Origin of the sequence: Pseudomonas protegens CHA0 (assembly GCF_000397205.1) — a bacterium.
GTDB lineage: Bacteria > Pseudomonadota > Gammaproteobacteria > Pseudomonadales > Pseudomonadaceae > Aquipseudomonas > Aquipseudomonas protegens.
This window is the reverse complement of sequence record NC_021237.1, coordinates 5,582,427-5,603,329: the sequence shown is the minus strand read 5'-3', so window position 1 is coordinate 5,603,329 and position 20,903 is coordinate 5,582,427. Positions and strand designations below refer to the sequence as shown.

Sequence of the window (20,903 nt, the reverse complement as noted above, 5' to 3'; positions counted from 1 at the left end):
CTCCTCACGGGCCTCGCTGCCCGCGCAATGAATGGGTTCAGGCCTGACGCTGGGGGACCTTGCCTAGGCGTGCGCACAGATGTTCGATGACAAAGGCCAGGACGATGTAGATCAGTGCCACGGCCAGCAGCGGCTCGTAGACTTTCAGGGTCTGGGCCCGTACCAGGTTGGCCGCGCCCAGCAGGTCGGTGACCGCCACGGTGGACGCCAGTGCAGTGGCCTTGAGCAGCAGCACGCATTCCCCCACCAGGGTCGGGCGCACCAGTTCCAGGGCCCGGGGCAGCCACACCCGGCGCAGGGTCAGCCAGTGGCCCATGCCATAGGCGCGAGCGGCTTCCAGCTCGCCTCGGGGCACGGCCCGCAGGCCGCCACGCAGCACTTCGCCGACGTAGGCGCCGACACTCAGGGTCAGGGCCAAGGCCACATACCAGAAACCTTCGCGCAGGTAGGGCCAGAGAAAGCTGCCGCGAATCGGCGGGTAGGCGGCGAACAGGCTGCCGACCCCGTAATAGAGGATGTAGATCTGCACCAGCAGCGGGGTGCCGCGAAACACACTGATGTAGAACTGCATCGGCGCACGAATCAGAGGGTTGCGCGACACCCGGCCCAGGCCCACCACTACTGCCAGGGCAAAGCCGCAGATTCCGCTCAGCAGCAGGAGCTTGAGGGTGATGCCCAGGCCGCGCAGCAGCTCGCTGGAAAAACCGTTGATCCAGGAAAAGTCCATCCGAGTCTCCTAGTGCTGGGGCAGCCAGCGGTTGGTGCGTCGTTCGAGCACGCGGAACACGCTGCCGGACACCAGGGTGATGACGAAGTAGAAGGCTGCGACCGCCAGGTAGAACACCAGGTAGTGCTTGGTGGAACCGGCTGCCTGCTTGCCCACCGAGAGCAGCTCGCTGTAGCCGACGATGCTGATCAGCGCGCTGTCCTTGACCAGTACCAGCCACAGGTTCGATAGCCCGGCCATGGCATAGGGCAGCATGCTCGGCAGCAGGATGCGCCGTACCAGCAGCCAGCGTTCGATGCCGTAGGCCCGGGCCGCTTCGATCTGACCGTAGGGAATGGCCTGGATCGCGCCCCGGATGATCTCCGCCGAATAGGCGCCCTGGACGATGCCCAGCACCAGCACCGCGGCGATGAAACCGTTGACCGTGACGCTCGGCCGGTCCATGGCGGCCATGGCCATGTTCAGCAGGTCGGTGCCGGCGTAGTAGAGCAGCAGAATCAGCAGCAGCTCGGGCATGGCCCGGTACAGGGTGGTGTAGGCGTTGGCCAGCTTTACCAGCCAGCGCGGGCCCTTGAGCTTGATCATCGCCACCAGCAGGCCGATGCCCAGGCCGAGCACAAAGGCCCCGGCGGAAATCTGCAGGGACACCAGCGCGCCCTGGGCCAGGGCGCCGAGCCAGCCGTCGGCGACGAACAGTTGGGAAAGGTCGGACAGAGAAATCATGACGTATCCAGTCAACGCCGGCGGCCCGCGCAAACGGGCCGGCCGGACGGCTTAGTTGGCAGAAATGTCGACGCTGAAGTAGCGGCTGCGGATCTTGTCGTAGGTGCCATCGGCCTTGAGCGAGGCCAGGGCGGTGTTGATCCGCTGCTGCAGGGCGCTGTCACCCTTGCGCAGGCCGACCCCGATGCCGGAACCGAACAGCGGGTCCTTGGGCGCCAGGCCCTTGTCCGCCAGGCCGGCACCGGCCGCGGTCTTGAGGATCGGCTCGATGGTCAGGGCGTCGGCCAGCATCACGTCGATCCGCCCGCTCTGCAGGTCGGCGATCATGTCGTCCTGGGTGGTGTAGTAGCGCAGGGTCGAGGTCTTGCCGTAGTAGGTCTTGGCGAAGGTCGCGTTGGAGGTCGAACCCTGCACGCCGATCAGCTTGCCCTTGAGGCCTTCGGGGGTGGTGACCAGTTCCAGGCTCTGGTCGGCGACCCACATGGCCGGGGTCTGGTAGTAGGGCGCAGAGAAGTCGATGACCTTTTCCCGTTCGTCGGTGATGCTCAGGGAGTTGAGGATGGCGTCGATCTGGCTCGATTGCAGGGCCGGGATCAGGCCGTCCCAGGCCACTTCCTTGAGTGGGCACTGGGCCTGCATGCGGTCGCACAGAGCCTTGATCAGCTCCGGTTCGAAGCCGCTCCAGTCGCCGTTGCCGCTTTTCATCGAGAACGGCGGGTAGGGTTCCAGGGCGATGCCGAAGACGATCTTGTCGGCGGCCACGGCGTGGCTGGCCAGTGCACTGAACAGGCAACCGGTGGCGAGCACCTTGAGCAGGTTTTTCATGGCTTTACCCTTTATCGAAGTTGTTGTTTTCAAGGATTGAAGCGAAACGTCAGACGCGGTTTTCCTGAGCCATGACGAATTGCCGGCAGCGCTCGCTGACCGGGTTGAGGAACACTTGCTGGGGGGGCCCTTCTTCTTCCACCAGCCCCTGGTGAAGGAACATCACCTTGCTCGACACATCCCGGGCAAAGGCCATTTCGTGGGTCACCAGGATCATGGTACGGCCTTCCTCGGCGATGCCCTGGATGACCTTGAGCACCTCGCCCACCAGTTCCGGGTCCAGGGCCGAGGTCGGTTCGTCCATCAACAGCACCTGGGGGCGCATGGCCAGGGCCCGGGCGATGGCCACCCGCTGTTGCTGGCCGCCGGAGAGAAAGGAAGGGAAAGCGTCGCGCTTGTTGGCCAGGCCGACCTTTTCCAGCAGGTGCTCGGCATGGGCGATGGCGTCCTTGCGGTCTTCACCGAGGACATACACCGGCGCTTCGATGACGTTTTCCAGGACGGTGCGGTGGGGCCACAGGTTGAAGCTCTGGAACACCATGCTCAACTGGGTGCGCAGGCGCGCCACCTGGGCCGGGTCGGCGACCTGCGGGTTGCCGGCACGGTCGGTCCTGATGCGCACTTCTTCGCCATTGATGCGCAGGCTGCCGCTGCAGGGAATCTCCAGCAGGTTGATGCAGCGCAGCAGGGTGCTTTTGCCCGAGCCGCTGGAGCCGATCAACGACACCACTTCGCCTTCATTGGCGCGCAGGGCGATGCCCTTGAGCACGTGGTGATCGGCGTAGCTCTTGTGCAGATCATCGATCGCCACCACGGGATTGACGGAGTTGGGCTGCGATTGCAAGGGGCGACCCTCTTGTTATTGTGCGATGGCCGGGCAGTACCCGGCACAGGGTAGGGCTTGAGAATTAGCCATCGACGGCGGCGGGTCAATCGAGCATTTTTAGTGGGACACGGTAATTTTTTTCAGTAATTGGCTTTTTTTTCGGCGACGAGCAAGGCTATTGCCGGACGCCGATTGCAGCTATGGTGCTGCCACTCGTTTTTTTGTAGTCGAGGCATGATCGGTATGCGTTATCCCTCCATGACCGCGTTGCGCGCTCTGGACGCGGTGGCCCGCCTGGGCAGTGTCGCCGAGGCCGCCAATGAGCTGAACCTGACGCCCAGCGCCATCAGCCACCAGATCAAGAGCCTGGAGCAGACCCTGGGGTTTGCCCTGACCGAGCGCCAGGGCCGCAGCATTCGCATCACCTACCAGGGGGAGCGCTATGCCCGGGACATCCACCTGCTGCTGGCCAATATCCTCGAGGCCGGCCAGCGCTCCGATGGCCAGCAGGTCAGTGGCCGGCTGTGCATCAGCAGCCCGCCGGGGTTCGCCACCTATTGGCTGTGCACCCATATCGCCGAATTCCAGGCGCTGTATCCCCAGGTTGAACTGCAGTTGGTGTCGCCCCGCACTCCGGGGGACACCAGCGACAGCAGCGTCGATCTGTTCGTGGCCTATGGCATGGGCGACTGGCCCAACCAGCACGTGCAGAAGATCGTCTCCCTGCGCTATTTCCCGGTGTGCAGCCCGAGCCTGGTGAATGCCATGGGTGGCCTGAAAACCCTTGATGGCCTGGATCACGCCTTGCTCCTGCACATGATCGACTACTCCGACTGGCGGGTCTGGCTGGCGGCCGCCGGGGCGCCGAATGTCGACGTGCGCCGGGGCATCGTGTTTGCCGACGCGCACTTCGTGCAGTCGGCCTGCATCGCCGGCCAGGGCATTGCCATGGGCGACAACCTGATCAGCGGCGAAGCCCTGGCCCGGGGCCAACTGGTGCAGCCCTTCGGCACCGAGATCGAGTCCAATCGCGGCTACTACCTGGTGGCCGACCTGCTCAAGTCCGAGCGGCCGGTGGTGCTGGCGTTCAGCGAGTGGGTCAAGTCCCAGCTGCAGGGCATCACCCGCTTGCACCCGGAACCCCGTCGCAACGGCAAAGCGTGAATTTTATTGAGCAATCGCCGCGATTTTTTTCGATTGTTGCCCCTTGGGTGCAGCGACTAATGTCCCTCGACATCAGCCGGGCGCAGGGTGTCGCCCGCACATAAGAACAAGAGGAAGTAGTCGATGACCACCTGTGCGCAGTCCCTGGTTCGTTTGCTGGAAGGTTATGGCGTGGACACGGTATTCGGGATTCCCGGCGTGCACACCGTCGAGCTCTATCGCGGCCTGCACGGCAGCCGCTTGCGCCACGTCAGCCCACGGCATGAACAGGGGGCCGGATTCATGGCCGACGGCTACGCCCGGGCCAGCGGCAAGCCTGGGGTGTGCTTCATCATCACTGGCCCTGGCATGACCAATATCCTCACGGCCATGGGCCAGGCCTATGCCGATTCGGTGCCGATGCTGGTGATCTCTACCGTCAACCGTCGCGAGCACCTGCGCCTGGGCCACGGCCACCTGCACGAACTGCCGGACCAGCGAGCAATGGTGGCCGGAGTCTGCGCCTTCAGCCACACCCTGCAAGCGCCTTCGGAGTTGCCGGAACTGCTGGCGCGGGCCTTTGCCGTATTCAAGTGCGCACGGCCGCGGCCGGTGCACATCGAGATTCCCCTGGACGTGCTGGAGATGCCCGCCGATAACCTCAACCTGATGCCCCGCAGCCTGCCTGGCGCGCCGGCGCCGGCCGGGGCTTCGATCGAGGCGGCGCTGGCCTTGCTCAACAGTGCCCACCGCCCGTTGATCCTGGCCGGTGGTGGTGCCCGGGGTTGCGCCGAGGTCCTGCGGCAATTGGCCGAGCGCCTGCAGGCGCCGGTGGCCCTGACCACCAACGCCCGCGGCCTGCTGCCTTGCGGCCACCCGCTGTTGCTCGATGGCGTGCAGTCCTCGGCCCATGGCCGGGCGCTGATCGACGAAGCGGATGTGGTGCTCGCCGTGGGCACCGAGCTTGGGGAAACCGACTACGACTTCTTTGGCCTCGGGCCGCTGCGCTTCAAGGGTTCGCTGATTCGCCTGGACATCGACCCGATGCAGGTCATGGGCGTGCAGCGGGCCCATGTCGGCCTGGTGGGGGATGCCCTGGAAGGTTTGCAGGCACTGCTGGGCAAGGTGGCGCCTGCCAATTCCCGCGGGCGCTGGGCACTGGACAGCGTGCAACGGGTGAACCAGGCCGAGCGCGCCGGCTGGACGCCCAAGCAGCAAGGCTTGCAGGGCCTGCTGGACCTGCTGCGGGACAATCTGGATGCACCGATCCTGGTGGGCGACTCGACCCAGCCGGTGTACCAGGGCGCCTGTGGCTACCAGGCCCCGGCTCCGGCCAGCTGGTTCAACGCCGGCAGTGGTTACGGCACCCTGGGCTACGGCTTGCCGGCGGCCATGGGCGCCAAGCTGGCGCGGCCCGAGCGGCCTGTGTTGGCGCTTGTGGGGGACGGTGGCCTGCAGTTCGCCAGCGGCGAGCTGATCGCGGCCAAGGAAGCACAGATCGGCGTGATCCTGCTGGTGTGGAACAACCAGTGCTACGGCGAGATCCGCGACTACATGCAGGCGCGGGATATCGTGCCGCTGGGGGTGGACATCCTCACCCCGGACTTCCAGGCCATGGCCCGAAGCTTCCATGTGGCGCACCACCGCGCCGACTCCCCCGCGCAGCTGCAAGACCTGTTGCACACCCTCAAGGACACCCGGCAGCCGGTGATGATCGAGGTCGATGCCGGCGCCTACCTGGCGCTGGGCTGAACCCAAGCCGGGCACAAGGAGCGCGCTTTACAGGATGCAGGTGGGTTACATTGGCGGCGCCCGCCCGGGCGCGCCTTGCCACTTGAGGATTCAGGGATGAATTGCATTTTCTGCCAGATTGCCGCCGGCACCTTGCCCGCCGCACTGGTGTACCGCGATGAGCACTGCATGGCCTTCATGGACGTGCATCCGCTGGGTGAAGGGCACCTCCTGCTGATCCCCCAGCAGCACGTAGAGAAGCTCGAGCAATTGCCCGGTTTCATCCGCCAGCATCTGTACCAGGTCTTCGATGGCCTGCTGGCGGCGCAACGGCGTGCCGGCTACGGCGTCGAAGGCACCCACCTGCTGGTCAATGACGGCCGCGCCACCAACCAGCACATTCCCCATGCGCACCTGCACTTGATTCCGCGCAAACGCGGCGATGGCCTGGGGTTTGCCGGGCGCTTGCTGCTGCATTTCACTGGCTTGTTCGGCCGCCGGACCCAACTGGAGGTGTTGCAGCAGCAGGCCACGAGCATTGCCGAGCAGGTGCGGGTGCCCTGGGTCAGTGAAACCCCGGTGGGTAACCGCTGATATGCACCTGAGCCGCGCGCTGGCGCTTGAATATGCCGAAACCCAATACCTGCGGGCCCGGGTCCAGGGTCTGGCGAGCCTGCCGGGCAACCCTTATCGGGCCTGCCTGTATGGTGAGCCGGGTTGTGGTGCCTTCGTCGTCGGCGGCAACCCCAGCCCGATGATGAACCGGGTACATGGCGACAGGGCACAGGATGCCCGGCGCCTGGTCGATCTGCTGCAGAGCTGCGTGGCTTACGCCCCGGCGATCGCCTTGATCGCCGAGTCAGCCAAGGTTGTGCCCACCCTGGAACTGCAAGGGCTGCCGTTGCAGCGCCTGAAGGGCTGGACTCATGGGCAGCTGTTCGCTCCTGTGGGCGAGATTGTGGCGCCGCCTTCAGTGCTGGATATCGAGCCGGTGACCGCCTCGACGCTGGAAGTGTTCTGCACGTTGCACCGCGAAGGCTTCAATACCCCTGCGGCCGCTCGGCCGGCCACCCAGGCGGCCTTTGGTGGCTTGCTCAACGATGGGCGCGGGCATTTGTACTTGTTGCGGGAGCAGGGCGTTGCGGTGGCCGGCGCGGCGCTGTTCATCGCCGACAACGGCGTGGCGTACCTGGGCACCGCCTTTACCACCCGGGCCGCGCGGGGCCTGGGTTATCACCGGGCCCTGATCGCCCATCGCTTGCAGCAGGCTGCTGCTTTGGGGGCCCGGAGCGTGGCAGCCACCGCTCTGGTGAACTCGCAAAGCCGGCGCAACCTGGAGCACTGCGGCTTGCGCTTGTCCCACCTGCAAACCCTGTATCGGGGCGTGCCTTAGTGCGGGTTCTATTGCGCCGCTGGCACCGGGTCGAAGCGGATCGAGTGCAGGATCGCGTCCAGGATCGCGAAGTCCTGGAAGAACCCCACGCTGTCAGCCACCACCCGGCGCCGGCCACTGTCGAGCAACGCCATCAGGCAGGTGCCACCATAGGCGTGAAAGCCGGTTTCCTCATCGCTGATGCCGCAGGTCTGATAGGCCCGCAAGCCTTTCCAGCCGGGGCCTGAGATGTCCTGCACCGGGCTGGGTGCATCCCTTCCGGCGCTGCGCATCCAGACGCCGTTTTCCTGATAGAAAAACAGCTCTTCGGCGGCCTGTTCCAGGCTGCCCTGCCGCAGGCACAGGTGCAGGGTGTATTCCTCCTGGGGGCGTTTTTTCGGGTGGTCCAGGGTGAGGCAGTTCTGCGTCTGGCTGAGCTTCCAGCCTTTGGGGTACTGCAGGCTGAATCCCGGGCCCTTGAAGCGTGGCGAATCCTTGGGCAATACCGGAACCCCGTCTTCCTCCCGCAAGGGTTCGTACAGGCTGGGATCGTTGCGACAGGCTGACAGCGGTCGGGCCTTGGCCTTGTGCAATTGGTCGAGGCGATGAGTCCGGGGATCCGCACTGGCGCTGACACAAGCGCAGCCGTAGCCGTAGTGATTGTTGGTGCGCACCCATTGCTGGTCGTTGAAAGTGGGCCACTCGCCCTCGGCCTGATAGCCGCCCTGGCTGGCGATCTCCCAGACGCCATCGCGGTCGGTCAGGGTGGCGTTGGCTGGCGTGGGGTTCTCGAACCAGCCGCACCGGCGTTCGACTTTGGCTGGCGCGGCACTGGCGGTTAAGGCGAGCAGTACCAGGAGTGTGCAGATCAGGGCACGCTGAAACATGAAGCATCCTTGTTCGAGGGTAGGAACCGCAGGTCGTGTGCTGGCATTAGCTTCGGCAGAGGCTGGAATCCTGGTTCATCAATAGCGCCACTTGCGTACCAGATCCTCGCCGTAGCGCTGGCTGATCAATGCTTCGGCAGCATCATCGTCGTCATACACCTCCGCCAGGCAGAGCAGCATCAGCGTATCCAGGTACTCCTCGGGGGAGTCGAAGAAGCGTGTCAGCGCCGCACCTGTGTCGTGATCGAAGTAGTAGACCGCGCCGGATTCGCGGTGAAAGCAGAACAGGTTGCCATTGCCCAGGTAGTCGCCGAAGGCCACCAGCTTGCCTGCCAGTAACAGGTCGACATCGCTGATCTCGACGATACCGGGATAAGCCTCCAGCAACGGCTGGATCGGCGTGTGCCCGGGCCCGACGCTGCACAGGACCTCCGCCAGGGACAGCACCCCCAATTGCCGATGGTAGTCGCGCAGCGATCGAGGCAACGGGCAGCCCAGGCGTTGCTCCAGCGCCTGCAGGGCGTCCTCGCTGACAGGCGTCAATTCCGGTTCGTTGACGTGCCCTTCCCATAGCGCGCCGTGGGCGCCAATCGTGGCCAGGTACCAGTTCAGCCGTGCAGCCTGGTCAGGCAGGTCTGGCCAGGCCAGGGGCGGGCAGCCGGCGGGGGGCCAGTCAGCGTTGGAGTCGTGCTGTTCGGACATGGGTCTTCCTTGGAGGAGCTGGAGGCGGGGGAGTGATTATGCGCGATGGCGCGTGCGTTCCAGAGTGATGATCGAGGGTTCGAAGCCCAGCGAGCTGAAAAATTCCGCTGCCCCGGGGCGCCCGGCCCGCAGGACCCAGGTGATCTCGGGGTTGTCGCCCGTCACCCAATGCACCAGGGCGCGGCCGATACCGCGCCGCTGGTGCTGCTCGGCAACGACCACCATGGACAGGTAACCGTTGGACAGACCGTCGCTGATGCCTCGGGCGAAGCCGACGATCTGCCCCTGCAGAAGGGCGACCGCCGTGCGCTGGGAGTTTGCCAGCAACTGGGCGAAGTATTCGCTGTTGCCCACCCGATGGCCCCAGCCGTTATCGCCGAGAAACTGCCGCAGTGCTTCGCTTTCAGCGGCGTGTGCGTCGCGGATCAGCATGGTGAACTCTCCAATGGGCAAGTACGGGCAGATCGCGCCCCGGCTGTGCTCGGGGCCGACCCATGTAGTTGAGTGCTTCGGCCCAGTGGGCATCGTTGTCGCAGCGGCGTGCCGGCTCGACCGTGGGCGACCTGGAGGATACAAGCCTGCCTCGGAAACTGGCAGCCCTCGGTGCCTGAACGCAACCGGCCAAGGGAGCTCTTCGAAACTCGTACGGCTGTTCGCGGCGTTCAGGCATTGGCCACGGATTTGTGGCCAGGGCAACGTGCTGCTCGCCGGCCAATTCCTCCTGGTGTGTTGAAAAAAACGCCGGGAGCAGGTCCGGGGCCTGGAACTTCCGCCGGTATTTGCGGACAAATTCCTCCAGGGCAATGCCCGTCGGAAATTCGGTTTGCAAGCGCTGGCGACAGGCGCTCAGGCCGCTTTCCAGGGCGCCTGAACGCCGTTGCCGGAATGCGCTTGCGCCGCGGCAGTGGTTTTTCTGGAGGCAGGTTTCTTGTTATCGTGGCCTCCCTCTTTCACGGACGAATATCGAGACAGCCCATGGCTAACTCCACCCCGTCACGCTTTGGCAAGATCCTCCAGGGTCTGCTGTTCACCCTGATCGGCATCGGCCTGTTGGTCATCGCCGTCAATCTCACCCTTGATCGCCGCGAGTTCCTCGCCAGCGCCCAGACCGCCGACGGTATCGTCAGCGATTTGAATGCCGGGGGTTCGCACCCCGAGATCGCCTTCACCAGCAGTACCGGTGAGAAGATTTCCTACCCCCAGGGTGGCTTTATCTTCGGCTACCAGAAGGACCAGCCGGTGCGGGTGTATTACCAGCCCGAGCGGCCGGCCAACAGCGCAATCATCGACGACCCGGCAGCACTCTGGGCCACCCCGGGTGTGCTCGGCCTGATCGGTCTGGTATTTACCCTGGCCGGCCTGGTGGGTGTCATCAGCCAGCGCGGACGAGCCACACAACGAGCAAAAGGACTTTGACCCCATGAACCTCAGCATTCCGATTCCGGTCAACGAAAGTAAATGGCTGTACCAGACCGCCAGCGGCGGCGGCCTGACCGTAGCCCTCGTGGCCGGCGGTGGTGGTTCGATCACCCTGCGTTCGCCTCAGGGCAAGGACGTCAGCTATCGCTACGGCGGCCTGGGGGTGGGCGCCGGCTTTGGTGGGCGCCTGCCGCGTTTCGGCAAGGTCAATATCCAGGTCAAGGGCAAGAGCGTCAGTGGTGCCGGTGCGGCGGAGGCTTTTCCCAGCACCGGCAAGGTCTTTGTCAGCGATGCCCTTCGCAGCCGGGACCTGACCGAGGACGACATCACCGGGCCTTGCTTCTATACCGAGGTCGGTGGCGGACTGGTGGTGGGCGGTTCGGCCACGGCCCTGCTGTTCGGCCTGGACCCCAAGCTACTGGCCCTGGCCGTCGTTTTGGGAAGCAACCCGGCGACCATGATGGCTTCGATCAAGGTCAACGAGCAGCTGCTGCGTTCGGCCAAGGGCGCAGTGGTCATGGCTGGCATGAACGTCGGACCACAGGCCGGTGGCGGCATTGCCACCTACATGGGCTACCTGTTCTAGCCTCGCCCTGAGGCGCGCCGGGAATCACAGGCGCGCCAGGCATTCCTGGAGAATATCCAGGCCCTCCTCGAAGATTTCAGGCTCGGTGGTCAAGGGCGCCAGCAGGCGAATGATGTGCCGCGACTTGCCGCTGGGCATCAGCAGCAGGCCCGCATCCCGGGCGCTGCCTAGCAGCGTGCTCAGTTGCTCTGGCGCCGGTTCGCCCCGGGCATTGACCAACTCGATGCCGCGCATGGCTCCCACCCCCGTCAGACGGCCCAGGAAGGGGCAGAGCCCACTGCTTTTCCAATGCTCATAGCGCTGCACGATCGCCCGCTCCTGGCGCCCGCCCCAGGCCTGCAGGTGCTCGTCGGTCATTTCATCCAGGGTCGCGAGCGCCGCCGCGCAGGCAATCGGGTTGCCCGAGTAGGTGCCCCCCAGGCCGCCCTTGGGCAGCACGTCCAGCAATGCTTTGCGACCCACCACGGCGCCCAGTGGAACCCCGCCGCCAATGCTCTTGCCCAGCAGGATCAGGTCCGGCTCGATGTTCAGGCGGGAGAAGGCAAAACGCTGCCCGGTGCGGCCGAAGCCGGACTGGATCTCGTCGGCGATCAGCAAAATGCCATGTTCATCGCAGAAGCTGCGCAAGGCCCGGGCGAACGTGGCGTCCAGGGCCAGGAAGCCGCCTTCGCCCTGCACCGGCTCAAGGATGAAGCAGGCCACTTCCTGTACATCGATCTCCACGCTGAACAGCCGACGCAATGCTTTCAGCGCTTCTTCGCAACTGACGTCGTTGTCGGCGCTGGGGTAGGGCAGGTGGTACACAGGCCCGGGTAGTACACCGACCTTCTGCTTGTAGGGCGCCACCTTGCCGTTGAGGTTGAGGGTGGCCAGGGTGCGCCCATGGAAGCCTCCGTCAAAGGCGATCACCGCGCTGCGCCCGGTAGCTCCGCGCACGATCTTCAGGGCGTTTTCCGCGGCCTCGGCGCCGCTGTTGGTGAGCATGCCGCTGACCGGGTAACTCACCGGGATGAAGTTCGCCAGGCGCTGCATGAACTCGATGTAGGGCCCGTGAGGCGCGGCATTGAAGGCGTAGTGGGTGAGCCGGGTGGCCTGCTGCTGGATGGCTGAGACTATGCGTGGGTGGCAGTGCCCGAGGTTGAGCACACCGATACCGCCGACAAAGTCGATGTAGCGCTTGCCATCGACGTCCCAGACCTCGGCGTTGCGTCCGTGGCTGAGGCGGATCGGGTGGACGGTGGAGATCGAACGGCTGATGTTCTCGTGGCTCATGGATGCGGGCTCTGGGTGCCGGAAACAAGCCGTTATCTAAGCCGGGGCCGGGGGGCCTGGACAAACGAAATAAAGTCGCCGGGTCAGTATGAAAATTCCCGATGTGCCAAAGCCCTTGTCTCAGTGCTGCTGGGCCTTGTGCCTATTACGCAAATGCCGCACCAGTGCCGCAAGGACCACCAGCGCTATCACCCCGAGGAAGATCGGCAGGCGATAGGGTTTCAGGTCGCCAAGAAAATGCTGCAAGGCTTCGCCGGCCCAGTAACCGGCGCTGACGAACAAGATGGCCCATACCGCAGCCCCCAGCACATTGAGCAGGGCGAAACGCCAGGGTGCCAGGCCACTGGCGCCGATCACCATGGGGCCGACCAGGCGCATGCCGTAGAGAAAGCGCACGGCGAACACCGAAGTCGAGGGGTAACGCTGGATCAGGCCCTGGACCCGTTCGATGGCCGCCTGATGGCGCTTGAGCTTGGGCAGCAGGCGCGCCCCGCCATAGCGCCCGGTCCAGAACAGCAACTGATCGCCGAGGATGCCCCCCAGGGTGGCCCAGCCAATCACTTGCGGCCATTGCAGGCTACCCTGATGCGCCGCCATGCCGCCGAGAATCAACACGGTTTCGCCTTCCAGCAGGCAGCCGATGAAGATCACCCAGTAGCCGTAGGCGGCGATCAGCGCGTTGAGGTCGAGGTGTTCGAGCATGGGCAAGGGCTTCCGCAGGGGGCATGAAAACAAGCCGGGCGATGATCAGGTTACAAATGGCTCTGATTCCTTTCACCGGCACAAGTGCCCGGGATCTTCCAGCGCAGGTACCGCCAGGGCGCCTGCCAGTCCATCAGAACCCAGCGTAGACGCCAGCCTCGGCGGCGGACACGGCTAGACCTACGGATATTGCTTGTGTGGAGCAAACTGGGTTCAGCGGGTATGTGAAAGCCCCTGTGCGTGCAGACTGGGTGCGCGAGCAGGATCAGTCGTTATTTGCGTCGGCTTGCTCGGCCCAGGCGGACTTGGACGAGGGATAGCGTACTTCAACCTGGGCGCCGGCTTGAATCAGGGCCTCCTGCCAGACACTGAACTGTTGCGGCCAGGCCTGGATCACCTTGAAGGGGACGCCGGTCAGCAAGTTTCTGGCCACGTTGGGGCTGACGCCCATGGCTTGCCTGATCAGCGCGAAGATCTTCGCGGGGTTGGGGCCCACCTCGGTGATCCAGAGTGCTGGATCACTGGAGGCGAGGGGTGGGTAGTCCGCAAGCGGAGCATACTGCCGGGTCAGCACTGCCCTGGCATCGCTATAGCTCAGCGAAGCCAGGGCCCGGGCACTGGCCAGATGTTCATCGCAGAACCACTCGTAGCCATGAGGGTGCCCCGCGCACCCTTGGCCCAGCGGGCGATAATCGGCGAACTGCACCATGCCGCCGCCAGTTCCGGCATGGCACATCTCCGAGGAAAAATCGTTGTGGCACAGGTCGCATACAGGTGGCTTCATCGATCGATCTCTCTGGGCATGCTCGGCCTCTGGGCTGAGGTCACGCAGTCTGCCCCAACACCCACGCCCAGAACATCCCGGCCATGTACAAGCCCAGCCCGAACACCGAATGCGCGATCAGGCTGCGTAGCCGGGCCACATTCGGTTTGGGCATCTTGCTCGCCGCGATCCCGGCGCCCATGCCCGGTTGCATCAGCAGGAACGGAGCAGCCACCGTCAATACGCCGATGAGCAAGGCCGGTGCCAGGGTTGGCTGTTGTGCCCATTGCAGGCCGCAGGCCAGCAGCAACAGGGCGGCAAACAGGACGCCGATCAGGTAGTGGGCCAGCCAGCCCAGGGCCCGTTCCCCCGGAACCGTGCCGGCTTGGGCAATGCTCTGGTGCAGGAACTGGCCACGAGGAAAATGCCCGATCCAGCGTCCGACCATGGCCCAGTTGGGGCCAGGAATGTTCAACACTCGTGCCAGAAACAGCGTCCACAGATCAAGGACCAAGGTAGCGCCGACACCGATCAGCAGTGCCGGTAAAATCAACGCCATGAACTCATGCATAAAGACTCCTGGGTGTGGATGGCTGCACTTCAGCCTCGGCTATGGGTGTGATAATGTTTCATTCAATTAAGTGATTGAATGATCAATAAAGCAGCAGGAGCTGTCAATGACCGATTCGATTTCCCCTCAACAGCCTCTGGCGGACATGGCCGAGCTGGCACGTATTCTCGGCCACCACCACCGCCTGATCCTGCTGGAGCACATTGCTCGTGGCGAGCAGCCGGTGGAGCGCCTGGTGGAAGCCTCGGGACTCTCGGTGGCCAACACCTCGCAACATTTGCAACAGCTGCGCCGGGGCGGTTTCGTGCAGACCCGGCGCGACGGCAAGCGGGTGCTCTACAGCCTCAGCCAGGGGCCGTTGGCCGCACTTCTGGGGGGCTTGCGCCAATACGTCGATTACAACCACGGGCAGATCCGTGAGCTGCTGGCCGACAGCGAGCAGCAGCCGGGGCGCCTGGAGGGCATCTCCCGGGAAGAGCTGCGCCAACGCCTGCAGGAGGGCGGCATGACCCTGCTGGACGTGCGCTCGCCGCAGGAGTTCGCCCTTGGGCATTTGCCGGGGGCAATCAATATCCCGGTGGAAGAGTTGGAGCAGCGTCTGGCCGAGTTGCCCGCGGGCCAGGAGTTGGTGGCTTACTGCCGCGGGCCCTACTGCGTGCTGTCACACAATGCCGCGGCCTTGCTTCGCGCCAAGGGTTTCAGGGTGCGGCGCCTGGACGACGGTTTCGTCGATTGGCAGGCCGCCGGCCTAGGGGTGGAAACCACCCGGTAAAAGTGTCGCAGAGTCGGCCATACAGGACATTGCCTATAGGGCCATGATCCATATCAACAGGGTTTTCAGAAAAATCCGCTACAAGGGCATCAGGCTCGGACCCACAAGGTATCGAGCCCCGGGCCTGTACCGTGAAGGCCGGGATAACCAATAAAAACCTTTGTGGATATCGGCCGAGGGGACCACCCCAGGCGGATTTTAAAGGAATAACCTGATGGCTTTTTCTCTGTCACGCCTGTGCCTTCTGGGCGCTGCGTTGCTCTGCGTACCCCTACTGCATGCCAGCGAGCCGACCCCGGCAGCGGCGGCCTCCACCCCAGATTCCGAACTGATCCAGCGTGGCCAGTACGTGGCCCAGCTCGGCGACTGCATTGCCTGCCACACCGCCAAGGGCGGGGCCACCATGGCCGGTGGCCTGGAGCTGAAGACGCCCATGGGCACCATCTACTCCAGCAACATCACCCCGGATAAAGACACCGGTATCGGCAGTTACAGCTTCGAAGCATTCGACCGCGCCATGCGCGAAGGCGTAACCCCTGACGGCAGTCATTTGTACCCGGCCATGCCCTATCCGTCCTACGCCAAGATGACCGAAGAGGACATGCGCGCCCTCTACGCCTACCTGATGCACGGGGTGGAACCCGTAGCCCAGGGCAACCTGGAAGCTGACATGGGGTTCCCCTTCAACCAGCGCTGGGGCCTGTGGTTCTGGAACCTGGTGTTCGTCGACAAGCAGCCCTTCAAGCCTGACCCGGCCAAGGACGAACAGCTCAATCGCGGCGCCTACCTGGTCCAGGGCCTGGGCCACTGCGGTTCCTGCCATACCCCGCGGGGCATCGCCTTCCAGGAGAAGGCCATGAGCGACAGCGAATCCGGCGGCCAGCACTACCTGGCCGGCGAGACGGTGGAAGAGTGGCGAGCCCTGAGCCTGCGCAACCTGTGGACCGTGGAGGACACGGTGCAGTTGCTCAAGACCGGGCAGAACCGCTTTGCCACGGTATCCGGCAACATGGCCGACGTGATCCACCACAGCACCCAGCACTTCACCGACGCCGACCTGACGGCGATCGCCGCGTATCTCAAGTCCCTGCCGGCCGGCAAGGACGACTTGCCCATGCCATCGGTGGCCCTGACCCCGGCGGCCCCGCCGAACGACCTGTTCACCTCCCGTGGCGGCCTGGGCTACGCGCAATTCTGTTCCGACTGCCACCGTCAGGACGGCGCTGGTGTGCCGCAGATGTTCCCGTCCCTTGCCGGCAACCCCAGCGTCGCTTCGGCCAACCCGACCTCCTTGCTGCACATCACCCTGACCGGCTGGAAGACCGCCCAGACCGCGGCCCATCCACGGGTCTACACCATGCCCGGCTTTGCCCAGCTGGCCGATGGCGAGATCGCCGAGATCCTCAGTTTTGTCCGCAGCAGCTGGGGCAACAACGGCTCCGCCATCAGCGCCGAGCAAGTGAAGAAGATGCGGGCGCAACTGAGCCCGCAAGTGGAAAGCACCCTGTTCGAAACCCCGCGCCTGGCCAACCTGCTGGCGGCGCCGAATGCCGAGCAAGTGGTGCGTGGCATGCGCCTGCATCTGGAAACCAAGGCCCTGCTGCCGGACAACGTCGGCAACTCGCTGAACTGCACCAGTTGCCACCTCAACGCCGGCACCGTGGCCGACGGTTCACCCTTTGTCGGCGTCTCGGCGTTCTTCCCCGGCTACGCGCCGCGGGCGGGCAAGACCATCACCCTGGAAGAGCGCATCAACGGCTGCTTCCGCCGCTCCATGCACGGCAAGCCGCTGCCGGTGAACGGCGCCGACATGCAAGCCATGGTGGCTTACTTCGAGTGGATGAAAATGAACACCCGCCCAGAAGACAAGGTGGCCGGCCGCGGTGTGGGCAAGATCGACCCGGCCCTCAAGCCCAATGCCGACAATGGCAAGCAGGTGTACGCCAAGCAATGCGCGGTGTGCCACGGCGCCGACGGCGAAGGCCTGAAGCGTGCCGACGGCAGCCTGATCTTCCCGCCGCTGTGGGGCGATCAATCCTTCAACATCGGCGCTGGCATGGCCCGCACCTACACCGCTGCGGCGTTCGTCAAACGCAACATGCCGATTGGCTTCCACGAGAAATTCCCCTTGGGCCAGGGCGGTCTTTCGGATCAGGAGGCGTTGGACGTGGCCGAGTATTTCTCTCACCAACCGCGCCCGGACTTCCCGGACAAGGTCAAGGACTGGCCCAACGGTGGCCGCCCAGCGGACGCCCGTTACTGAGGGCTTGACCCTGTAGTCGCCGCCTTTGGCTGCGGCTACAGGCCCCGCAGAAAAATCTGCCGACGCGCCCTGGCGCCGAGGTAAGATTGCCATCCTTTGCGTCAGCCTTCGCTGTCGGTCCTTCAAGGATGAATCATGCGGCTTCGCTCGATCCTGTTGCTGAGCCTGTCTCTGGGGCTCAGCGGTTGTGCCTTTGTTTCCGCGCTCAAAGCGACCACCGTCAGCTACCGGGTGCCGGCCGATGCCGGTGACACCGCACTGATCCGCATCGTCGCCCAAGGGCTGGTGCGGGGTGTGCCCTACAGCGATTGCATCGACTGGAGCAAGCCTGCGTCGGGGCTGATGGTTCGGCCCCATCGCGGCATCGCCCATCCCAACTTCCGCAACCTGGGCATTCCCATGACCGCCGCCACCGACCGCATGCGGCGCCAGGAGGGCTTTGGCGCCAACGAGCTGAAGATCCCGGCCAATCGTCCGTTCGCCTTCATGTTCTACAACACGGAACCGGGGATGGATAAGGACTACCGTGCCGTCTGCGAGCAAAGCGTGACCTTCGTTCCCGAAGCCGGCGCGACCTATCAGATGGAATTTCTCCAGGACCAGATGTGCACCGCGAGGCTGCGCAAGATCGATGAGCGTGGCGAGGCATTGCCGGACCTGGTGGTTCTGCGGCCCACCGATTTCTGCCGCGCCGACGCGCGATAGCGTACGAACCTATGGGGCGTAGTGCCTGCAGATTTCCTCCCAGATATAGGCCCCGCGAAAGCGGATCCAACGGATGAACAAGCGCACGCGAAACGCCTGCCAGCGGCTGTTGCGCCTTAGCGCCAGGCTTGCCTCGATCTCCTCCAGCAAAGGCTCGCGGGCGAAGCCCATCCAGATTTCCGGGATCACCGCCATCAGGTTGACGTAGCACACCGGCGCCACCTCTTCGTAGAGAATGCGCTCCACCTCGGCCCGGTCATAGGCTTGGGTCTCGCGGGCGATGTAGGCGTAGTCCACCTCGTTATCGACAAAGGCGTCCGACAGTACGTAGCGAATGTCGTCCAGCTGTTCCGGGGTGATTGCTGATGACACGGAGCGCTCCTTCCTGGGGCTTTGGCAATCGATCTGAGGCAATCTGTGCGCCGGATGCGACGCGCTGCGACGGGCTCACCAGCGACGATAGGGTTGGCCGAAGGGAACCCCGTTCAAGGTGTGAGTGCAGCAAGGGCAATTGGGGCTCATGGTGGCTGCGCTCAGCTGGGGATTGACCTTCTGCAGCAGGCCCTGGGTATCGACGTACAGACCGCTGAAATAGGCGCAGCCGCTGAGCCCCACATAATCCTGTTGTTCGTGCTCATGCAGGGCCACCAACCAGAAAATCGGTTCCTCCCGATCCAGCCGGCCTTTCGCTTCGCTGAACACCCCATCCCACGGCTGGCCGACCCGGCTGAGCAGAAAACGGAACAATGGGGTGTAATCCAGCCCCAGGCGCTTGTCGGAGTGCATGCTGCCGCGTTGCTGTTCCCTGGCCAGGAGGGCCTTGCTGTGGCGCTGTTTGGCGTAGGACGGTGAGTTCTTGTGCCCCACGCCCCGGGTCCGGGTGTTGACCTTGCGATACAACGGTTGTTTTTCCATCGGGCGGGTCCTTCCTGGTGGCCGGCGACAGCGGATTCTATCTCGGCGCAATCATCCGTGTCGGCGCCGCGCCATTGGCATTGTGCTGATAGATCGCCACGGGCTGCCCCTGCTCATTGAAAAACACCTGGCCGATCCCCGACGAGTTCCACAGCCGCTCCCCGGCCTCGGCATGCTCGGGCACATGGGGCATCACCTTCATCCGCCGGCGCTTGGTGAACCAGTTCAACGGCGAGCGCGGCGAGTAGAGCCAGCGGTTGAGGCGGTCGAACCATTCCAGCAGGGCGGCGGGGAATTCGTTCTTGATGCCGCTGCTGGTGATCTGCCAGATCCGCGGGCCGCCCTGGCGGTGGCGAATCAGCACTTCGTAGACGAAGGAGTAATGCACATCCCCCGAGAGAATCACGTAGCTGCCCGGGGTTCGCGAGTGGCGGAAGATGTTCAGGATCACCTGGGCGGAACCGCGATGGGCCATCCAGTTCTCCGCGTCCACCAGCAGCGGGTAGCCGCACCAACTGAAGACCTTCTGCACCGTTTCGATCAGCTTGACGCCGAAGATCGGCGCCGGTGAAACGATGATCGCCGAGGGGTGATCCAGCAGTTCATGTTGCAGTTCGCTCAGGGCTTCCCAGTCCAGCAGGCCGGAAGGCTGGCCCAGGTTGGACTCGCTGCGCCAGCGCCGGGTGCGGGTGTCCAGCACCACCAGGGCCGGGGTGCTGGGCAATACGTATTGCCACTGCTGGAAACCCAGCAACTGGTCGATCAGGTCGTTTTGGGCCTGGCATTCCAGCATGCGTTCCGGAGTTTGTGCCGTGGCGCTCAAGGCCCGGGTGTGTTCCAGCAGTTGGGCGAAGGCATCCGGGTTGTTGCCCCAGCCCTGGCACAGCATGTAAGCCAGCAGCGCGTTGCCGATGATGCGCTTGGAGAAGGGATGGCCGTAGGCGGTTTCTTCCCATTGGGCACTGAGGTTCCAGTCGTCGGTGATGTCGTGGTCGTCGAAGATCATCAGGCACGACAGGTGGGCAAAGACCCGCGCGGCACCCTTCAGGCCCTGGACAAAATCGTCGATGCGTTGCTGTTCCCGGGTGTAGCGCGTTTGCTGTTCCGGCGTCAGTTGCGGCGGCTGCGGCGTGATCAGGGTCCAGGGCAGCGGTGACCAAACCAGCAGGTACATGGCCAGCACCTCGGCGAACGTCACCAGGTGGTTGTCAGCGTTGCTGCTGGTGAAGATCGGCTTTTTCACTCCGCCGAAAAACCGCTCGCGCAGGGTTTCATTGCTCTTCAACGCCGGGAGCAATTCGGCCCGCTGGTAGTAGCTGGCGCCATGGCGGTACAACGCCTGACTGTCGGCCACTACGGCGCCTTCCAGTTGTTCATCGAACAGCCCGAGGCGCTCGATCAGGGCGTGAATGGCCCGCAGCATGGGGCCGGCCACATCGTCGGCGTACACCTGATCGCCGCTCATCATCAGCAAGGCCGGGCGTTGTCCGGGCTCGGGCTGTTGCGCCAGCAGGCGGTCGACGCAGAGCAAGCCGTCAGCGGACGGGTGATGAGGCTTGCGGCAGGAGCCGTGGAGCAGGTTGTCGATGCGGCTGTGGAGCACGAACTCAGGGGACCCGGCATCGCCATACAACAGGTGCGGCGCCCAATCGGCAATGGCCCGGGCGCTGTCCTCGGCATCGTTGATCAGCAGGTCATAGGCGATCGTCACGTCCAGGGGCAGGGCGTCGTCCAGTGCCACATCGATCAGATGGATGAAGGCATGGCGACCGACGGGAATGACCTGGCATTGCTGCGGGTCGAGGGCCAGATCCAGGGTCGCGCTGCCAGCGGGCTGCAGGCGCAGGGTCAGCGCCAATGCCCTGGAGCCCACCAGCCACAGCACCAGCCGCGTCGGCTCCAGGCGGCGCAGCAACGGGCCGGCGAGAACAGGAGGCAGGGCAGTGGGGGGCGTGGTCGGGAGCATCTGCTGCGGGATCTCTAGCGGTTGCAAAGGGGG

General features: G+C 64.4%; 23 protein-coding genes. 9 read left to right on the top strand and 14 right to left on the bottom strand.

The features are described from left to right. Positions 1-37: 37 nt before the first annotated feature. From PFLCHA0_RS24945 to PFLCHA0_RS24930, 4 genes are read right to left on the bottom strand one after another with little or no spacing between them, the layout of a single operon-like run. Positions 38-727, bottom strand: coding sequence for an ABC transporter permease (locus PFLCHA0_RS24945; protein ID WP_011063273.1), 690 nt, complete (start codon positions 725-727; stop codon positions 38-40). Between the two features lie 9 nt (positions 728-736). Then, positions 737-1,450: an ABC transporter permease gene (locus PFLCHA0_RS24940; RefSeq protein WP_015636909.1), complete on the bottom strand. Its 714-nt coding sequence runs from the start codon at positions 1,448-1,450 to the stop codon at positions 737-739. A gap of 51 nt (positions 1,451-1,501) precedes the next feature. Continuing rightward, positions 1,502-2,275 carry a transporter substrate-binding domain-containing protein gene (locus PFLCHA0_RS24935; RefSeq protein ID WP_011063271.1) on the bottom strand — a complete coding sequence of 258 codons (774 nt, stop codon included), beginning with the start codon at positions 2,273-2,275 and terminating at the stop codon, positions 1,502-1,504. Positions 2,276-2,324: 49 nt separating this feature from the next. Next, the gene (locus tag PFLCHA0_RS24930; protein ID WP_011063270.1) at positions 2,325-3,119 is read right to left on the bottom strand and encodes an ABC transporter ATP-binding protein; all 795 of its coding nucleotides are present in this window, start codon (positions 3,117-3,119) and stop codon (positions 2,325-2,327) included. Positions 3,120-3,344: 225 nt separating this feature from the next. Here PFLCHA0_RS24930 and PFLCHA0_RS24925 point away from each other — a divergent pair, with 225 nt between their 5' ends. The 4 genes from PFLCHA0_RS24925 (at position 3,345) to PFLCHA0_RS24910 (ending at position 7,368) form a co-directional block, all read left to right on the top strand. Continuing rightward, positions 3,345-4,265 carry a LysR substrate-binding domain-containing protein gene (locus tag PFLCHA0_RS24925; protein ID WP_015636908.1) on the top strand — a complete coding sequence of 307 codons (921 nt, stop codon included), beginning with the start codon at positions 3,345-3,347 and terminating at the stop codon, positions 4,263-4,265. A gap of 123 nt (positions 4,266-4,388) precedes the next feature. Then, on the top strand, positions 4,389-5,996 hold the full coding sequence (locus tag PFLCHA0_RS24920) for a 5-guanidino-2-oxopentanoate decarboxylase (RefSeq protein WP_015636907.1): 1,608 nt from the start codon (positions 4,389-4,391) through the stop codon (positions 5,994-5,996). 96 nt (positions 5,997-6,092) lie between these two features. Beyond that, the gene (locus PFLCHA0_RS24915) at positions 6,093-6,569 is read left to right on the top strand and encodes an HIT family protein (RefSeq protein ID WP_011063267.1); all 477 of its coding nucleotides are present in this window, start codon (positions 6,093-6,095) and stop codon (positions 6,567-6,569) included. A 1-nt stretch (position 6,570) separates the two neighbouring features. Beyond that, positions 6,571-7,368, top strand: a complete 798-nt coding sequence (locus PFLCHA0_RS24910; RefSeq protein ID WP_015636906.1) for a GNAT family N-acetyltransferase — start codon at positions 6,571-6,573, stop codon at positions 7,366-7,368. 8 nt (positions 7,369-7,376) lie between these two features. Here the strand turns inward: PFLCHA0_RS24910 and PFLCHA0_RS24905 are convergent, their stop codons facing one another. From PFLCHA0_RS24905 to PFLCHA0_RS24895, 3 genes are all read right to left on the bottom strand, one after another. After that, entirely contained in the window at positions 7,377-8,234 is an 858-nt protein-coding gene (locus PFLCHA0_RS24905; protein ID WP_015636905.1) for a DUF4087 domain-containing protein, read from the bottom strand. A gap of 78 nt (positions 8,235-8,312) precedes the next feature. Continuing rightward, positions 8,313-8,936 (bottom strand): SMI1/KNR4 family protein, encoded by a 624-nt coding sequence (locus PFLCHA0_RS24900; protein WP_015636904.1) that lies wholly within the window; start codon positions 8,934-8,936, stop codon positions 8,313-8,315. A gap of 36 nt (positions 8,937-8,972) precedes the next feature. Continuing rightward, positions 8,973-9,368 carry a GNAT family N-acetyltransferase gene (locus PFLCHA0_RS24895; protein ID WP_041119765.1) on the bottom strand — a complete coding sequence of 132 codons (396 nt, stop codon included), beginning with the start codon at positions 9,366-9,368 and terminating at the stop codon, positions 8,973-8,975. Between the two features lie 543 nt (positions 9,369-9,911). Here PFLCHA0_RS24895 and PFLCHA0_RS24890 point away from each other — a divergent pair. Both PFLCHA0_RS24890 and PFLCHA0_RS24885 read left to right on the top strand, forming a co-directional pair. Further along, positions 9,912-10,352, top strand: a complete 441-nt coding sequence (locus PFLCHA0_RS24890; protein WP_230493579.1) for a DUF3592 domain-containing protein — start codon at positions 9,912-9,914, stop codon at positions 10,350-10,352. Positions 10,353-10,356: 4 nt separating this feature from the next. Beyond that, positions 10,357-10,941, top strand: a complete 585-nt coding sequence (locus PFLCHA0_RS24885) for a hypothetical protein (protein WP_015636901.1) — start codon at positions 10,357-10,359, stop codon at positions 10,939-10,941. A 24-nt stretch (positions 10,942-10,965) separates the two neighbouring features. Here the strand turns inward: PFLCHA0_RS24885 and PFLCHA0_RS24880 are convergent, their stop codons facing one another. The 4 genes from PFLCHA0_RS24880 to PFLCHA0_RS24865 form a co-directional block, all read right to left on the bottom strand. Beyond that, complete coding sequence (locus tag PFLCHA0_RS24880) at positions 10,966-12,213, bottom strand: 2-aminoadipate transaminase (RefSeq protein WP_015636900.1); 1,248 nt, start codon at positions 12,211-12,213, stop codon at positions 10,966-10,968. A gap of 120 nt (positions 12,214-12,333) precedes the next feature. Next, positions 12,334-12,915, bottom strand: coding sequence for a DedA family protein (locus tag PFLCHA0_RS24875; RefSeq protein ID WP_011063258.1), 582 nt, complete (start codon positions 12,913-12,915; stop codon positions 12,334-12,336). 265 nt (positions 12,916-13,180) lie between these two features. Continuing rightward, a complete protein-coding gene (locus tag PFLCHA0_RS24870; protein ID WP_011063257.1) occupies positions 13,181-13,699 on the bottom strand; it encodes a hypothetical protein in 519 nt (172 codons plus the stop codon). Between the two features lie 40 nt (positions 13,700-13,739). Next, on the bottom strand, positions 13,740-14,249 hold the full coding sequence (locus PFLCHA0_RS24865) for a DUF2938 domain-containing protein (RefSeq protein ID WP_015636899.1): 510 nt from the start codon (positions 14,247-14,249) through the stop codon (positions 13,740-13,742). A 106-nt stretch (positions 14,250-14,355) separates the two neighbouring features. Between PFLCHA0_RS24865 and PFLCHA0_RS24860 the strand changes: the two genes are divergently transcribed. From PFLCHA0_RS24860 to PFLCHA0_RS24850, 3 genes are all read left to right on the top strand, one after another. Beyond that, the gene (locus tag PFLCHA0_RS24860) at positions 14,356-15,021 is read left to right on the top strand and encodes an ArsR/SmtB family transcription factor (protein WP_015636898.1); all 666 of its coding nucleotides are present in this window, start codon (positions 14,356-14,358) and stop codon (positions 15,019-15,021) included. Between the two features lie 214 nt (positions 15,022-15,235). Further along, positions 15,236-17,284: a c-type cytochrome gene (locus PFLCHA0_RS24855; RefSeq protein WP_015636897.1), complete on the top strand. Its 2,049-nt coding sequence runs from the start codon at positions 15,236-15,238 to the stop codon at positions 17,282-17,284. Between the two features lie 135 nt (positions 17,285-17,419). After that, positions 17,420-17,989, top strand: a complete 570-nt coding sequence (locus tag PFLCHA0_RS24850) for a hypothetical protein (RefSeq protein ID WP_015636896.1) — start codon at positions 17,420-17,422, stop codon at positions 17,987-17,989. Between the two features lie 9 nt (positions 17,990-17,998). Here PFLCHA0_RS24850 and PFLCHA0_RS24845 read toward each other — a convergent pair whose 3' ends face one another. The 3 genes from PFLCHA0_RS24845 to PFLCHA0_RS24835 all read right to left on the bottom strand — a co-directional run bounded on the left by PFLCHA0_RS24845 (position 17,999) and on the right by PFLCHA0_RS24835 (position 20,870). Continuing rightward, positions 17,999-18,361, bottom strand: coding sequence for a DUF7079 family protein (locus PFLCHA0_RS24845; protein ID WP_015636895.1), 363 nt, complete (start codon positions 18,359-18,361; stop codon positions 17,999-18,001). A gap of 75 nt (positions 18,362-18,436) precedes the next feature. Next, a complete protein-coding gene (locus PFLCHA0_RS24840) occupies positions 18,437-18,904 on the bottom strand; it encodes a hypothetical protein (protein WP_015636894.1) in 468 nt (155 codons plus the stop codon). A 37-nt stretch (positions 18,905-18,941) separates the two neighbouring features. After that, the gene (locus tag PFLCHA0_RS24835; protein WP_015636893.1) at positions 18,942-20,870 is read right to left on the bottom strand and encodes an alkaline phosphatase D family protein; all 1,929 of its coding nucleotides are present in this window, start codon (positions 20,868-20,870) and stop codon (positions 18,942-18,944) included. Positions 20,871-20,903 lie beyond the last annotated feature (33 nt).

Coding starts and splice junctions, on each gene's coding strand:
- PFLCHA0_RS24935 (WP_011063271.1), bottom strand. CDS start 2,275: ATGAAAAACCTGCTCAAGGTGCTCGCCACCGGTTGCCTGTTCAGTGCA.
- PFLCHA0_RS24850 (WP_015636896.1), top strand. CDS start 17,420: ATGCGGCTTCGCTCGATCCTGTTGCTGAGCCTGTCTCTGGGGCTCAGC.
- PFLCHA0_RS24855 (WP_015636897.1), top strand. CDS start 15,236: ATGGCTTTTTCTCTGTCACGCCTGTGCCTTCTGGGCGCTGCGTTGCTC.
- PFLCHA0_RS24835 (WP_015636893.1), bottom strand. CDS start 20,870: ATGCTCCCGACCACGCCCCCCACTGCCCTGCCTCCTGTTCTCGCCGGC.
- PFLCHA0_RS24840 (WP_015636894.1), bottom strand. CDS start 18,904: ATGGAAAAACAACCGTTGTATCGCAAGGTCAACACCCGGACCCGGGGC.
- PFLCHA0_RS24945 (WP_011063273.1), bottom strand. CDS start 727: ATGGACTTTTCCTGGATCAACGGTTTTTCCAGCGAGCTGCTGCGCGGC.
- PFLCHA0_RS24915 (WP_011063267.1), top strand. CDS start 6,093: ATGAATTGCATTTTCTGCCAGATTGCCGCCGGCACCTTGCCCGCCGCA.
- PFLCHA0_RS24910 (WP_015636906.1), top strand. CDS start 6,571: ATGCACCTGAGCCGCGCGCTGGCGCTTGAATATGCCGAAACCCAATAC.
- PFLCHA0_RS24870 (WP_011063257.1), bottom strand. CDS start 13,699: ATGAAGCCACCTGTATGCGACCTGTGCCACAACGATTTTTCCTCGGAG.
- PFLCHA0_RS24895 (WP_041119765.1), bottom strand. CDS start 9,368: ATGCTGATCCGCGACGCACACGCCGCTGAAAGCGAAGCACTGCGGCAG.
- PFLCHA0_RS24875 (WP_011063258.1), bottom strand. CDS start 12,915: ATGCTCGAACACCTCGACCTCAACGCGCTGATCGCCGCCTACGGCTAC.
- PFLCHA0_RS24890 (WP_230493579.1), top strand. CDS start 9,912: ATGGCTAACTCCACCCCGTCACGCTTTGGCAAGATCCTCCAGGGTCTG.
- PFLCHA0_RS24920 (WP_015636907.1), top strand. CDS start 4,389: ATGACCACCTGTGCGCAGTCCCTGGTTCGTTTGCTGGAAGGTTATGGC.
- PFLCHA0_RS24925 (WP_015636908.1), top strand. CDS start 3,345: ATGCGTTATCCCTCCATGACCGCGTTGCGCGCTCTGGACGCGGTGGCC.
- PFLCHA0_RS24865 (WP_015636899.1), bottom strand. CDS start 14,249: ATGCATGAGTTCATGGCGTTGATTTTACCGGCACTGCTGATCGGTGTC.
- PFLCHA0_RS24860 (WP_015636898.1), top strand. CDS start 14,356: ATGACCGATTCGATTTCCCCTCAACAGCCTCTGGCGGACATGGCCGAG.
- PFLCHA0_RS24905 (WP_015636905.1), bottom strand. CDS start 8,234: ATGTTTCAGCGTGCCCTGATCTGCACACTCCTGGTACTGCTCGCCTTA.
- PFLCHA0_RS24940 (WP_015636909.1), bottom strand. CDS start 1,450: ATGATTTCTCTGTCCGACCTTTCCCAACTGTTCGTCGCCGACGGCTGG.
- PFLCHA0_RS24880 (WP_015636900.1), bottom strand. CDS start 12,213: ATGAGCCACGAGAACATCAGCCGTTCGATCTCCACCGTCCACCCGATC.
- PFLCHA0_RS24885 (WP_015636901.1), top strand. CDS start 10,357: ATGAACCTCAGCATTCCGATTCCGGTCAACGAAAGTAAATGGCTGTAC.
- PFLCHA0_RS24900 (WP_015636904.1), bottom strand. CDS start 8,936: ATGTCCGAACAGCACGACTCCAACGCTGACTGGCCCCCCGCCGGCTGC.